This window comes from Flavobacterium flavigenum (genome assembly GCF_027111255.2).
GTDB lineage: Bacteria > Bacteroidota > Bacteroidia > Flavobacteriales > Flavobacteriaceae > Flavobacterium > Flavobacterium flavigenum.
In genome coordinates this window covers 259,750-273,070 of the sequence record NZ_CP114285.2, presented here as the reverse complement: position 1 = coordinate 273,070, position 13,321 = coordinate 259,750, and the positions used below count along the sequence as shown (strand labels likewise).

At 35.9% G+C, this 13,321-nt stretch carries 15 protein-coding genes; 14 read left to right on the top strand and 1 reads right to left on the bottom strand.

Features of this window, described 5'->3' with window-relative positions:
• Positions 1–72: 72 nt before the first annotated feature.
• From OZP09_RS00900 to OZP09_RS00855, 10 genes are all read left to right on the top strand, one after another.
• The gene (locus OZP09_RS00900; RefSeq protein ID WP_269236041.1) at positions 73–390 is read left to right on the top strand and encodes a phosphoribosylpyrophosphate synthetase; all 318 of its coding nucleotides are present in this window, start codon (positions 73–75) and stop codon (positions 388–390) included.
• A 249-nt stretch (positions 391–639) separates the two neighbouring features.
• Positions 640–1,272, top strand: coding sequence for a hydrolase (locus tag OZP09_RS00895; protein WP_269236040.1), 633 nt, complete (start codon positions 640–642; stop codon positions 1,270–1,272).
• 163 nt (positions 1,273–1,435) lie between these two features.
• Positions 1,436–2,728 carry an alginate export family protein gene (locus OZP09_RS00890; RefSeq protein WP_269236039.1) on the top strand — a complete coding sequence of 431 codons (1,293 nt, stop codon included), beginning with the start codon at positions 1,436–1,438 and terminating at the stop codon, positions 2,726–2,728.
• A 215-nt stretch (positions 2,729–2,943) separates the two neighbouring features.
• The gene (locus tag OZP09_RS00885; protein ID WP_269236038.1) at positions 2,944–3,675 is read left to right on the top strand and encodes a M17 family peptidase N-terminal domain-containing protein; all 732 of its coding nucleotides are present in this window, start codon (positions 2,944–2,946) and stop codon (positions 3,673–3,675) included.
• Positions 3,676–3,683: 8 nt separating this feature from the next.
• The gene (locus OZP09_RS00880) at positions 3,684–5,570 is read left to right on the top strand and encodes an amidohydrolase (protein WP_269236037.1); all 1,887 of its coding nucleotides are present in this window, start codon (positions 3,684–3,686) and stop codon (positions 5,568–5,570) included.
• Positions 5,571–5,580: 10 nt separating this feature from the next.
• Positions 5,581–6,009 (top strand): DoxX family protein, encoded by a 429-nt coding sequence (locus OZP09_RS00875; RefSeq protein WP_269236036.1) that lies wholly within the window; start codon positions 5,581–5,583, stop codon positions 6,007–6,009.
• Between the two features lies 1 nt (position 6,010).
• Positions 6,011–6,484: a Dps family protein gene (locus OZP09_RS00870; RefSeq protein WP_269236035.1), complete on the top strand. Its 474-nt coding sequence runs from the start codon at positions 6,011–6,013 to the stop codon at positions 6,482–6,484.
• Positions 6,485–6,488: 4 nt separating this feature from the next.
• The gene (locus OZP09_RS00865) at positions 6,489–7,154 is read left to right on the top strand and encodes a YoaK family protein (RefSeq protein WP_269236034.1); all 666 of its coding nucleotides are present in this window, start codon (positions 6,489–6,491) and stop codon (positions 7,152–7,154) included.
• Between the two features lie 52 nt (positions 7,155–7,206).
• Positions 7,207–8,199 carry a sensor histidine kinase gene (locus tag OZP09_RS00860; RefSeq protein ID WP_281310115.1) on the top strand — a complete coding sequence of 331 codons (993 nt, stop codon included), beginning with the start codon at positions 7,207–7,209 and terminating at the stop codon, positions 8,197–8,199.
• 3 nt (positions 8,200–8,202) lie between these two features.
• Positions 8,203–9,567: a sigma-54-dependent transcriptional regulator gene (locus OZP09_RS00855; protein ID WP_281310114.1), complete on the top strand. Its 1,365-nt coding sequence runs from the start codon at positions 8,203–8,205 to the stop codon at positions 9,565–9,567.
• Between the two features lie 255 nt (positions 9,568–9,822).
• Here the strand turns inward: OZP09_RS00855 and OZP09_RS00850 are convergent, their stop codons facing one another.
• Positions 9,823–10,788 (bottom strand): IS110 family RNA-guided transposase, encoded by a 966-nt coding sequence (locus OZP09_RS00850; protein WP_269235741.1) that lies wholly within the window; start codon positions 10,786–10,788, stop codon positions 9,823–9,825.
• Positions 10,789–11,246: 458 nt separating this feature from the next.
• Here OZP09_RS00850 and OZP09_RS00845 point away from each other — a divergent pair, with 458 nt between their 5' ends.
• From OZP09_RS00845 to OZP09_RS00830, 4 genes are all read left to right on the top strand, one after another.
• Positions 11,247–11,537 carry a GNAT family N-acetyltransferase gene (locus OZP09_RS00845; protein ID WP_349293616.1) on the top strand — a complete coding sequence of 97 codons (291 nt, stop codon included), beginning with the start codon at positions 11,247–11,249 and terminating at the stop codon, positions 11,535–11,537.
• Between the two features lie 15 nt (positions 11,538–11,552).
• Positions 11,553–12,173, top strand: a complete 621-nt coding sequence (locus OZP09_RS00840; RefSeq protein WP_269236029.1) for an alpha/beta hydrolase — start codon at positions 11,553–11,555, stop codon at positions 12,171–12,173.
• On the top strand, positions 12,173–12,529 hold the full coding sequence (locus OZP09_RS00835; RefSeq protein WP_281310113.1) for a cupin domain-containing protein: 357 nt from the start codon (positions 12,173–12,175) through the stop codon (positions 12,527–12,529). Before OZP09_RS00840 ends, OZP09_RS00835 begins: the two co-directional genes overlap by 1 nt.
• 173 nt (positions 12,530–12,702) lie before the next feature.
• On the top strand, positions 12,703–13,320 hold the full coding sequence (locus tag OZP09_RS00830) for a TMEM175 family protein (protein WP_269236027.1): 618 nt from the start codon (positions 12,703–12,705) through the stop codon (positions 13,318–13,320).
• Position 13,321: the final 1 nt, after the last annotated feature.

Genomic DNA, 13,321 nt, shown 5'->3' with positions numbered 1-13,321 from the left:
TCTGACAGACTTTAATTAACCAAACTGCCTGTTAAAAATTTCTTTTACGGGCAGTTTAAAAAAAAACTTCTTATGAGTTTATTTCAACAACCTTCCTTTGACACAGTTACAGAAGCGCTTCAATGGCTCAATCTTCAAGGTTTTACACAAAATTTTAATCTTGATGTAAACTGTATTCGTTACAACAATAATTCGCAGTCTATGTCTCCAGATGAATTTAAGATTGAATATATATTCCGTTTTGAAGGCGATACAGATCCAGGCGACGAAGATATTGTGTACGGAATCATCTCTGACGTCTATAATATAAAAGGAGTTTTGACAAGTGCTTTCGGCATTTACGCCGATTCAGTTTCGGTGGAAATGATCAAAAAACTTTCTACACATTGAACATAATTTTTCCTAACACATAGAAACATAGTTTTTCATTGCGAAAAAAGGCATTTCAATTGCATCAATGCACATAGCTGTGTGTGAGAAACTAGTTTCTTTCAATTTAAACAAGAAGGATCTATGTTTCTATGTATTAAAAAACTCCCGCTAAAACAGGAGGCAATTTTTCCTCACAAATCAATACAAATCATCAAAGCCTAACAATTTACAGGTCTAACTAATTAATAATTTTTAAAAATAAATAACATGAAACCATCAGTAAACTTATTATCACCAGACAATCACGCATTAGTATTAATTGACTTTGAAGGTCAAATGGCATTTGCTACAAGCAATATCGCTTTAAGCGAATTAAGAAATAACGTTGCTATTATTGGCGGTGCATCAAAAATCTTTAATGTAGCAACTGTAGTTACAACAGTTGCCGAAGAAAGTTTTTCGGGTCCAGTTTTCCCAGAAGTAGAAGAATTTTTCCCAATTGCAACTTCAGGATATATTGATCGTACATCAATGAATACTTGGGAAGACGAAAACGCTTATAAAGCAATCACAGCAAAAAATAAGAAAAAAATAGTTCTGGCAGGATTATGGACAAGTGTTTGCATTGTTGGGCCGGCATTGTCGGCAATTGAAGAAGGTTATGAAGTTTACGTAATTACAGATGCGTGTGGAGATGTAAGCGTTGAAGCACACGAACGTGCCGTACAAAGAATGATTCAGGCTGGTGCAATCCCAATAACTTCAATTCAGTATTTATTAGAACTTCAAAGAGATTGGGGACGTCAGGAAACGTATGTTCCAGTAACTGATTTAATGAAAAAACACGGTGGTTCTTACGGATTAGGAATTCACTATGCTCATAATATGTTGAAACACTAAATCAATTTCAAATTTCAATAGCAGACTTGAAACCTGAAACAAAACAAACAATCTTTTACGCTTCATTATTTTGAAATCAACAAAAATCATATCAAACAACGTCAAGTTACTTTTTCTTTTTCTCTTTTTGGGAAGTATCGCATCGGCGCAAAACTTTAAGCTTTTGCGTTACGACGAAAATTATGAATCACTGAAAGATTCTACCCGAAACTTTTACGAGAAATTAAAATTTGTTCCTTTAAACGAGGAAAAAGACTTTTACCTGTCTTTTGGAGGCGAAGCACGATATGAATATGTTGATTTCAATAATGAAGATTGGGGAAGATTAAATATTGGTCACAACAATTTCCTTTTACAGCGCTACGATCTTCATGCCGATATTCATTTAGGAAAAAACTTTAGAGTGTTTGCACAATTGAGAAGTGCCTTAGAAGACGGCAGAGTAAATGGAGCAAGAGGTATTGACGAAGATCAATTGAATGTTCAGAATTTGTTTTTGGATGTCACACTTTGGCAGCAAAAAGATAAAAAACTCATTGTCCGCGCCGGAAGACAAGAACTCGATTACGGATCTGGAAGATTAATTTCGGTACGAGAAGGGCCAAATGCAAGATTGTATTTTACAGGAGGAAAAATAATGTACTCCTCTGCCCGATTCTCGATTGACGGTTTTGCCATGATGGCCGATACGATTTACACTGGAGCTTTTGATAATAAAATGTCGAAACAACTGAATCTTTGGGGTACTTATTCTAAAATCATTTTCCCAAAAGCAGGAAATCTGGATTTGTATTATCTCGGAATCAAAAGAAATGAATCGCTTTTTGAACAAGGAATTGCTCCCGAAAAACGACATACCGTTGGTACTAGATTTTGGAAGTACGGCGGCGGTTTTATTTACAATCTTGAAGCTGCTTATCAATTCGGAAGTTTTGGTTCAGGAGATATAAATGCCTGGACAGCATCGGCAGATTTGGGTTATTCTTTTGAAAATATCAAATTTAAACCGACGATAAATCTTCGCAACGATTACATTTCTGGAGATAAAGACAAAGACAATCCAAACTTACAAACGTTTAATCCGTTGTATCCAAAAGGGGGTTATTTTGGTTTTAGTCCGCAAGTTGGGCCAGTCAATCTTATCGATATTCACCCTTACGCCACAATGGATTTACTGCCAACGCTGAAGATGCAGGTCGATGTGGTTTTTAACTGGCGATTCTCAACACAAGACGGAGTTTACAGACCAAGCGGAACATTGAATCTTCGAGGAAGTGAATCAAACGAACGTTATATCGGAACGGCTTATTTAGCCAATTTCACTTACAGCGTCAACAAATATATATCAGTCGTAAGCGGGATTCAGTATTTTAAAACAGGCGCTTTTATCAACGACATTATTCCAAATTCTAAAGACGGTATTTTCTGGAATGCCCGACTTGGATTTAAATTTTAAAAACATAATTCTTTTAAACACATATCCTAAAAAGAACACGGATGATACGGATTCGCTATCGCGAAAACGCTGATAAAAACGGATTTTTAAATAAAGTCCTAAAAAAAGAATCTGTGTAAATCCGCGTTTTCGCGATAGCGAATCCGTGTCATCAGCGTCAAAATCTACGTCATTATATGTTTAAAATAAAAACAACATCAACTAAAATTCTAAATATGAAAAACTTAGTTCTTTTAAAAAAATATGCGATTAGAGAAACGACTCTAATTTTTCTACTATTCGCAGGCTTAACAAATACTGCTTTTGCACAAAACGCTGCACTCGGATCGACTACAACTTGGGGAAAAGTAGACGGAGTTGCTGTAAACGGGTTGGTTCAAGGACCATCTGCAGCAGAAGCAGATTTACAAGTTGCCTGCGTTTTCGAATATACAGAAGGGGATATTTTTAATCCTCCTGCCCTTCCTGCCAACCTTAACGGAATGGTTCATCTTGACGACGCTTTTAAAGGTCTGATTACCGAATTAAGAAAAAGCGGCAAATTTACCGGACATGCTCTTGAAACTTTATTGATTACACCGCCAAAAGGAACTTTAGCATCAAAAAAACTTTTACTTATTGGTTTAGGCGACCGTAATAAATTTACTCCAGATTTAATGATCAGTGTAGGAAGTGTTGCGATACGTGAGGCTTTGCGTTTGGGAGTCAGCAACTTTTCTTTTGCAAGCGATATTAAAGATGCTGGAATCGATTCTCCAACAGCTTTGGTTGCGACAAATGTAGTTTTAGGTTCTTTTGAGGCTTATAGAACGCAGAATTATTTGAAAGAGAAAAAATTATCCGACAATAAGCCATTAACTAAAATTATTCTGCTTGCTGGTCCAGCTTTCTACACCATTGCAGGCGAAGGAATTAAAGAAGCAATCACAAAATTAAATTCTAAATAATAGAAATTATGAAAGCAGATTTAATTTTATTCAACGGAAAAATTCACAGTTTCAATGCCGAAACGCCAAATGTAACCGCTGTAGCCATAAAAGACGGAAAATTTATTGCCGTTGGAAATGACAGCGAGATCATGAGTTTTGCATCAGGAGAAACCAAAATAATTGATCTTTTAAACCGAAGAGTGGTTCCTGGAATCAACGATTCGCATATTCACTTAATTCGCGGCGGATTAAACTATAATTTAGAATTGCGCTGGGACGGAGTTCCTTCTCTTGCTGATGCGCTTCGCATGTTGAAAGAACAAGTAGACCGCACTCCAAATCCGCAATGGGTTCGTGTTGTGGGCGGTTGGTCAGAGTTTCAGTTTGCCGAACGCAGAATGCCTACTTTAGAAGAAATCAATGCAATTGCTCCAGAAACGCCTGTTTTTATTCTGCATTTGTATGATAGAGCAATTATGAACAGAGCCGCGCTTAAAGCCGTTGGTTACAACAAAAATACACCAGCTCCTCCAGGAGGACATATCGAAAGAGATGCAAATGGAGAGCCAACAGGATTGATTATTGCAACACCAAACGCGATGATTTTATATTCGACTTTAGCAAAAGGGCCGACACTTTCGTATGAACATCAAATCAATTCGACACGTCATTTTATGAAAGAACTCAACCGTTTTGGAATCACAAGTGTGATTGATGCCGGCGGCGGTTTTCAGAATTTTCCTGACGATTATAAAGTCGTAAATGAATTAAATGAAAAGAAACAATTGACGGTTAGAATTGCGTACAATCTTTTCACTCAAAAACCAAAACAAGAATTTGAAGATTTCTCCGATTGGATTGATACAGTAAAATTATATCAGGGAAATGATATGTATCGTCATAACGGTGCGGGTGAAATGTTGGTTTTCTCTGCAGCCGATTTTGAAGATTTTTTACAGCCAAGACCTGATTTACCAGAAAACATGGAAGCAGAACTAGAAAAAGTAGTTCGTCTTTTGGTAGAAAATCGCTGGCCGTTTAGGCTTCATGCTACTTATAACGAAAGCATTACCAGATTTTTGAATGTCTTCGAAAAGATAAACCGTGAAGTCCCGTTTAACGGTTTACCGTGGATTTTTGACCACGCTGAAACTATTGACGAACGCAACATCGAACGTGTAAAAGCACTTGGCGGAGGGATCGCCGTTCAAAGCAGAATGGCGTATCAAGGCGAATATTTTACCGATCGTTACGGCGCAAAAGCAGCAGAAAACACACCGCCAATCAAAAAAATGATTGAAATGGAAGTTCCTGTTGGTGCAGGTTCAGATGCTACACGTGTAAGCAGTTACAATCCGTGGGTTTCTATGTATTGGATGACGGCTGGAAAAACTGTTGGAGGTTTACAATTATACAATGAAAGCCGATTGAACAGAGAAACAGCTTTGGAATTATATACTCGTGGAAGCGCTTGGTTTTCTCAAGAACAAGCTAAAAAAGGAGATATCAAAAAAGGAATGTTTGCCGATTTAGTGGTTCTGGATCGTGATTATTTTAGCATTGACGATGAAGACATCAAAAAAATCGAAGCTGATTTAACGATTGTAGACGGAAAAATTGTCTATGCAAATGGCGATTTCTCTTCTTTCTCTCCGCCGCATATTCCGATTCTTCCAGATTGGTCGCCGACGAATATATACAACGGATATCCAGCAAGAAACAGTTTTCAAAGTACAATTGAGAAAAATGCTCATACTCATGCAAAACCAAGTTTAACATCAAAAATACACAACTGCAGCGGCAGCTGCGATGTGCACTTACACAATCACGACGCTGCAAGATTAAGCAATGTTCCAGTTAACAATTACAATGCATTTTGGGGTGCTTTAGGGTGTTCTTGTTTTGCTTTTTAATATTATAAAAATGATAGACCTTATAAAACAAATCCTAAACTCTGATTTAGGAAGTTCATTCAACAATGCTGCAATTCTGGTTTTTAGAATTCTTTTGGCTGTTGAACTTTTCAGAGTGCACGGAATGAAAAAATTCAGAGTTGAAAACGGACAAAAAGAACACGTTCCAAATCCATTGCACCTTCCTGAAAAACTAAACGGATTGGTGGCGGCTTTTTCAGATACTGTAGTTCCGTTTTTTATTATTCTCGGACTTGGAACTCGTTTAGCAGTTTTACCGACAATTGGCGTAACAGCTGTTGGTTATTTTGTAGTGCACAGAAAAGATTCGCTCGAAGTACGCGACGTTCCTTATATGTACACTTTATCGCTATTACTAATTCTAGCGCTTGGCGCAGGAAAATATTCACTTGATTATTATTTATTAAACCTAATTTAAAATGAAAGCAAACATCGGAATTAAACAAGAAAACATTAACAAAGCAGTTGATGCATTAATTAAAGTTCTCGCAGATGAATTTGTTCTTTATACAAAAACAAGAAGAGCACACTGGAATATTGAAGGTCCGGATTTTTACAACAAACATCTTTTCTTCGAAAAACAATATGAAGAACTTGACGAAATTATGGATACCGTTGCAGAAAGAGTAAGAGCTTTAGGCCATTATACTCCTGCAACCCTAAAAGACTTCTTAGAATTAACCCATCTTTCAGAAGAGTTAAAAGAGAAAAATGATGCTAACGGTTTCATTAAAGAATTGCTTATCGATCACGAAAGCATCGTGATTTATCTGCGTGAAAACATCAATTTTATTGCTAATGATTTACAAGATGCCGGAACAAGTGATTTTATTACAGGTCTTGTAGAAACTCATGAAAAAATGGCGTGGATGCTTCGTGCCCACTTAAATTAATACTATGGAAATTCAAAAAAATATTTGGTACGTAACCCTGCTTCTCACAATGATAGCAGGGTATTGCGACACTGTTACTTTCGTGGCAGCCGATTCGATATTTTCGGCGCACGTTACGGGCAACTTTATTGTCTTTGCTTATCAGATTATTAAAGGTTCTGATGTGCATGCCTGGATCAAATTATTGACTTTTCCAATCTTCATCTTAGCGGTAATCGTTGGCGGCAGAATCGCTTTAAAAAGTGTAAACCGCTATACTATTTTATTTTGGGAAGGCGTCATATTGCTGCTGTCAGGAATTGCTTCTTATGTTTTTGGCTATTTAGAAATATTTTCAGAATGGACAATGTACACCGTAGCGATGACAACCGTTTTTGCGATGGGACTTCAGAATGCTTTCGGAAAATTATTTGCTAAAGAAACCCACGGACCTACAACGATGATGACAGGAAACGTAACACAAGCTTCTCTGGATTTAGGAAACTTAATAAAAAACGGGACAAACGATGCCGATTCGCTTTTAAGTTTTAAGAAACAATTGGTTACCATTTTTGGTTTTCTAATTGGCTGTTTTCTTGGAGCCGTTGCCGGAAAGTTTTTTGGTCTTGGAACTTTAATTTTACCCGGAGCTGCCATGATTATTTGTTACTGGTATCATAGAAACAATTAAATAGTAACGCACATGAATTTGCAGAATTTTGATAATCGATTATTGTAAAAAAATGAATAGTAGAGCCTTCTTTTCTGTCCAAAAACATGTGCGTCATTTATATGCCGCTTTCTTATTTTTAACAGTAAACCTTTTTTTGACTGCTCAGACCAAGTCAATTTTTATTTTATCCTATAAAAATAGAATCAGTTATTCGCTAACTGCAGAGCACAAACTGCAAAAAATTCAAACCCGAAACGACGCCGTAATTCTATATGTTTTTATAGTAAGTCTGGTTATTTTAGTTCTTTTTATAATATTATTTTACAATTGTTTTTGGTTGAAAAAGAAAATCAACGAACAACTGGAAATAAAAAAACAGGAAATCGACGAGCAAAATAAACTGAACCAAAAAATGTTCGTTGAAAAAGAATGGCTTTTAAAAGAAATTCATCATAGAGTAAAAAACAATCTCCAAATTGTAATTAGTTTACTCAATACACAATCCGCTTATTTAGACAACGAAGATGCCTTGCTGGCGATACAAAACAGCCAGCACAGAATGCAGGCAATGTCAATACTTCATCAAAAACTATATCAATCTGATAATCTGACCAATATAGACATGTCTTGGTATATTTATGAATTGATAGATTATATCAAAGAATGTTTTGAAATCGATGACCAGATACATTTTATTCTTGATATAGAAAAAGTCTGTCTGGATGTCTCACAAGCTATACCGCTGGGATTAATAATAAACGAATCTGTTAGTAATGCCATAAAATTTGCATTTCCTGTTGACAAAAATGGTGAAGTTCATATTGAACTTAAAAGCATTGGCGAAAACACGTATAAATTAGTCATTGCAGATAACGGAATTGGTGTTTCTGAAAATTTTAATTTTATCGAAAAAAAATCATTAGGTGTAAATTTAATTACGGGATTAAGCGACCAGATTGATGGAATTTTTGAAATGAAAAATGACAACGGACTGATAATTCAAATTACCTTTACTAGAAAAACAGAATTTGAAGAAACTGCCCCAAATTCTGAAACTATATAATTTATGTTAATAAAGGAGAAAATTCTAATTGTTGAAGACGAATTTATTGTAGCAAACGATTTAAAAATCATGCTGCTCAAAGCAGGTTACGAAATAACCGGCATTGCTTCTTCTGTAGTTCAGGCACGCAAATTAATAGAAGAAAAAAGACCCGATTGGGTTTTGTTGGATATTATACTGAAAGGCGATATGACGGGAATTGAACTCGCTTGGGAACTTCGCGAAATGCAATTACCATTTCTCTACATTTCTGCGAATACCAATCAGTCAACATTAGAAGCTGTAAAGGCAACAAATCCGTATGGTTTTATGGTAAAACCGTTTAGAGAACGTGATCTTATTGTAATGCTGGATATTGCAAAATACCGATTTAATCAGGAAAACGGAACGCAGACAGACATTCATACCAAAGAAAAAACGCAGGAAATTAACGGAATTATTGGAAACAGCCAATTACTGCAAGAAGCAATTGAGAAAATAAAAATTGTAGCGCCGGCTCAAACTTCTGTTTTAATTCTTGGCGAAAGCGGTACGGGAAAAGAAAAAGTCGCACACGCTATACATGATCTTTCGGCTCATAAATCAAGTCCGATTGTGGTTGTAAATTGTGCTGCATTACCACATTCACTAATAGAATCAGAACTTTTTGGACACGAAAAAGGTGCTTTTACGGGAGCAAATTCATTACGAATTGGAAAATTTGAACAAGCACATAACGGAACTATTTTTCTGGATGAAATTGGTGAATTGCCTTTAGATTCTCAAGTAAAATTATTACGCGTTTTACAAGAAAAAGAAATACAGCGTCTGGGCGGAAATTCAACCATAAAAATAAATGTCCGTGTTGTAGCGGCAACCAACAGATCGTTGGAAAAAGAAGTTGCAGAAGGCCGTTTCAGGCTCGATTTGTATTATCGATTAAATGTTTTCCCGATTGAGTTACCATCATTAAAAGAACGAAAAGAAGATATTGAAGCGCTTGCCAACCATTTTCTTAGAAAATATGCCGCAAGTTCACGCAAAAACGTTTCAAGTATAAGCACCAATGCTTTACAACAATTAATGCAATACGACTGGCCAGGAAATATTCGCGAACTCGAACATTTGATAGAAAGAAATGTTTTACTTTCTAAAACAAATGAAATTGAAAAATTTGATTTACCACAGTTTGTTTCGAGTCCGATACAAGAAAGTACGGGTAAAATGAAAACTATGGAAGAAATGGAAAAAGAACATATTTTGACAGCATTGCAAAATTGCAGCGGTAAAGTTTCAGGGCCAGGCGGTGCAGCAGAACTTTTGCAAATGTCCGCACAAACTTTGTATTCGAAAATGAAAAAATTAGGGATAAAACAGGGATATAATTAATTCGGTTAGAAGTTTTTAACCGCGAAGAGCGCAAAGATTTACGCAAGGTTCGCAAAGGTCTGTTTGGGTACAGTTTGACATTTCGACGAAGGAGAAATCTCCGCAAGAAGCTCGACAAAGATTGACTTCTTATTGCGGAGTTACTTACGAAGATTTCTCGTTCCTCGAAATGACAAATTAAACTTTAACTCTTTGTGGTTACGAGTGCGATTTCTCCTTCGTCGAAATGAACTGTGTTTATAAGCAAATTTATTTTTAATTATTTTGTAAATAGTATTCATTTTTCGATGCTAAAGCAAAAGCTTGTTTGAGCAGTTTATTTGCTACAGCAATTAAAGCAACTTTTCTAGCTTTCCCTTTTTCGACTAATCTATCGTACAATTCCCTGCATGCATTATTACATTTTTTGGCAGACCATGAACAGATATATAGCATCGCCCTTATTCTGCTCATACCCATTTTACAGATCTTTGATCTTCCTTTTACACTTGTTCCAGATTCAAAAATGCGCGGACTTATCCCAATATAAGAGCTCAGCTGTCTAGCATTGTCAAATTTTGTAAATCCTCCGCTGATTACAATTAATAGAACAGCGGTTTTTCTGCCTATTCCAGGTATGCTCTGCATTTGTTTGAAAAGCCGGCTGTGGTGGCAGTTTATAATTGTCATCATTTTACTCTCAATACGGCTGATCTCAATTTCTAATCCAGCAATCATTTTATCCAGACTCTCATTCAATACAATTGATTCCATAGTATTTTGTTTAAAAGCCTCTTTCTGTCTCATAAATCCAGTTCTGGATTTATTCATCTGTTCCACATAAGCCTGCATCTGTTTTATTTCAAGGACATACTCTGCTTCAGGCTTCCATAGACCCGGATTTTCAGCCCTTCCATATTCTGCAATAATTACAGCATCTTTCTTATCTGTTTTAGTTCGAGACAGTCGCATCTGGCTAAAACGTCTTATAACCAAAGGGTTTACAACACTAAGAAATAGATTCTGATCAAATAAGTATTGCGCTAATTTTAGATAGTATGGTCCGCTGGCTTCCATTACACAAACATCCAAATCTTCATTAAGCAGTTTTTTAAAACTTGCAAAGCCTTCATTATCATTACTAAACTTGTAATGTGAATATTTATCTCTTTCATTTTTAATGGCAACATCAAAACTTAATTTTGATATATCGATACCAATGTAATTTTTGTTTTTTGTCATAACTTTGTTTTTAGGTAAAGTAAACGGAAGAAATCTGCTATTAGCTTATCAATCCTAAATACAGGCTCTTAGCCTAATGAACTGTCCAAGCTCAAAAGCAGAGAGGGAAGGAACTACCATTTCGAACAGTCTTTTTAAGACAAATGACAATACTCAGTTTTTATCTTTCCCTTTCTTCTGTTGAAAATTTTTCATTATAAATTTACTTAAAAACTAAATCTTCGATGTTTATGCAAACATAGGATGACAAACTAGACATAAAAAACTTTGTGTCTTTGCGCCTTTGCGGCAAGTAGCATAAAACTAAAATGAAAAAAAGGATTCTTATTAATCTAGATTAAGCTGACTTAACCGTAAGCTTAGCGAACTTTGTAACTATAAAACCAACACATAAAAACAAAACTTTGCGAACATTGCGTAATTCATTGCGAACTTTGCGGTTAAAAAATCAAAAAACTATGGAAACAATAAAACTAGAATTAGACGAAAAAAAACACGGCGCTTTTAATCTTTATGTTGACGGAAAAAAACTAGGTGAAATGGTTATAAGTATAAAAGATGATGTCTTAACTGTTTACCACACAGGTGTTGAACCAGAAGCGGAAGGAAAAGGTTATGCAAAAAGACTTCTTGAAGAAATGGTTCCTTATGTTCGCGAACATAAAATGATGGTTAAAGCACTTTGTCCTTACGTACACGCACAATTCACAAGACATCCAGACGAATATCAAGATATCTGGAAAAAATAATTAAAAACAAAGCTTATGAACTTAGATACAATTACAGCGGGCGTTCCTTTAAACGAAGCCAAAAAAGCTTTAATCATGCTTCACGGACGTGGTGCAACTTCACACGATATTTTATCGATTGCCAAATATCTTGATGTAGAAAAATTTGCTTTGGTAGCGCCGCAAGCAGAAAACAGAACATGGTATCCCTATTCGTTTTTAGCTCCGATTAACGAAAACGAACCTTCTTTTTCAAAATCTTTAGAAGCAATACATCAGGTTTTAGTTGCGGTACAGCAAAACGGAATCGAAAAAGAGAATATTTATTTCTTAGGATTTTCGCAGGGCGCTTGTCTTGCTTTAGAATTTACAGCACGAAATGCAGCAAAATATGGTGGTGTCGTAGCTTTTACAGGCGGACTTATCGGCGATAAAGTTTACGAAGAACATTATCACGGAAACTTTGAAAATACACCAATTTTCATCGGTACCAGCGATCCTGATTTTCATGTTCCTGTGGAAAGAGTAAATGATTCTGAAGCACTTTTGAAAAAACTGGGCGCCAATGTGACCAAAAAAATCTACGACAATATGGGGCATACCATAAGTCAGGATGAAATTGATCTCGCAAACCAGCTTATTTTTTCTAAGAAATAATGATCCAGATTACGCGAGTTTACAGCGGCGAAAATGGTGAAAGTCATTTTGAAGATTTTGAAGTTCCGTTAAAAAATAATGGCGACATCGGCTTTTTGTATGAAGATGAACCTGTAAAATCGATCGTTTTTAGAGAAGTAAAACCTTCTTACGATTACGATTTTCACAATGAGCCCGACCGTCAATATATTGTTTTACTGGACGGAGGCGTAGAAATCGAAACTTCATTGGGAGAAAAAAGAACTTTTGAAACAGGTTCAATATTATTGGTTGAAGACACAACCGGGAAAGGACACAAAACAAAAAATATCGAACCAAAACTTCGAAAATCGATATTTATTAAACTAAATCACTAGTTACAAGAACGCGGATAAAACTGATTTGCTAACGCAAAAACGCTGATTTACGCAGATCTATTTACAATTTTTAGAGAAAAAACTGTGTAAATCCGCGTCTTCGTGATAACGAATCTGTTTTATCCGCGTCAAAATACTTTGAATTTAAATTACACCCAAACAAATCATAAAAAATGGAAAAAGAAACTGCAAGAATAGAAGGTTTCAGCGATGGCGTATTTGCGATTGCGATAACACTTTTGGTGCTAGACCTTCATGCGCCCGAAATTGGAATTGTAAAAACCAGCAGTGAATTATTGGCTTTTCTAAAAAGCGAATGGACAACCTATCTGGCTTTTACGCTTTCTTTTTTCAGTATTTTTATCATGTGGGTCAATCATCACAAGATTTTCAAACAGATTTACAGCCGCAATACCGGAATCATGTTTGCCAACGGATTGATTCTTTTTCTGGTTTCAGCCGTTTCCTATCCAACTGCGTTATTAGCACGATTTTTTGATGGCGAAGCTTCCAATATTGCAGTTGCAGTTTATACAGGAATCTTTGTTTTAATTAATATTTCGTACAACCTTTTATGGTTTATTGCGAGCCATAACAAAAAACTGCTTCGTCCAGGAATTACCGATTCGGCGATTAAAAAAATCACAAATAATTATCTCTACGGATTTCCAACGTATTTAATTGCTTTCGGAATTTCGTTTCAGTTTCCCACAATTGCATTGGCCATCAATATGATGCTGTTGATTTTTTGGGCCATTTCTTCAGGAAAAATAAAAATCGCTCAGGAATAAA

What these genes read in the sequence shown, in the direction of transcription:
- OZP09_RS00850 (WP_269235741.1), bottom strand. Translation starts at nt 10,788, where the DNA reads ATGACAAAAAACAAAAATTACATTGGTATCGATATATCAAAATTAAGT.
- OZP09_RS00835 (WP_281310113.1), top strand. Translation starts at nt 12,173, where the DNA reads ATGATCCAGATTACGCGAGTTTACAGCGGCGAAAATGGTGAAAGTCAT.
- OZP09_RS00870 (WP_269236035.1), top strand. Translation starts at nt 6,011, where the DNA reads ATGAAAGCAAACATCGGAATTAAACAAGAAAACATTAACAAAGCAGTT.
- OZP09_RS00880 (WP_269236037.1), top strand. Translation starts at nt 3,684, where the DNA reads ATGAAAGCAGATTTAATTTTATTCAACGGAAAAATTCACAGTTTCAAT.
- OZP09_RS00875 (WP_269236036.1), top strand. Translation starts at nt 5,581, where the DNA reads ATGATAGACCTTATAAAACAAATCCTAAACTCTGATTTAGGAAGTTCA.
- OZP09_RS00845 (WP_349293616.1), top strand. Translation starts at nt 11,247, where the DNA reads ATGGAAACAATAAAACTAGAATTAGACGAAAAAAAACACGGCGCTTTT.
- OZP09_RS00885 (WP_269236038.1), top strand. Translation starts at nt 2,944, where the DNA reads ATGAAAAACTTAGTTCTTTTAAAAAAATATGCGATTAGAGAAACGACT.
- OZP09_RS00860 (WP_281310115.1), top strand. Translation starts at nt 7,207, where the DNA reads ATGAATAGTAGAGCCTTCTTTTCTGTCCAAAAACATGTGCGTCATTTA.
- OZP09_RS00855 (WP_281310114.1), top strand. Translation starts at nt 8,203, where the DNA reads ATGTTAATAAAGGAGAAAATTCTAATTGTTGAAGACGAATTTATTGTA.
- OZP09_RS00865 (WP_269236034.1), top strand. Translation starts at nt 6,489, where the DNA reads ATGGAAATTCAAAAAAATATTTGGTACGTAACCCTGCTTCTCACAATG.
- OZP09_RS00900 (WP_269236041.1), top strand. Translation starts at nt 73, where the DNA reads ATGAGTTTATTTCAACAACCTTCCTTTGACACAGTTACAGAAGCGCTT.
- OZP09_RS00840 (WP_269236029.1), top strand. Translation starts at nt 11,553, where the DNA reads ATGAACTTAGATACAATTACAGCGGGCGTTCCTTTAAACGAAGCCAAA.
- OZP09_RS00830 (WP_269236027.1), top strand. Translation starts at nt 12,703, where the DNA reads ATGGAAAAAGAAACTGCAAGAATAGAAGGTTTCAGCGATGGCGTATTT.
- OZP09_RS00895 (WP_269236040.1), top strand. Translation starts at nt 640, where the DNA reads ATGAAACCATCAGTAAACTTATTATCACCAGACAATCACGCATTAGTA.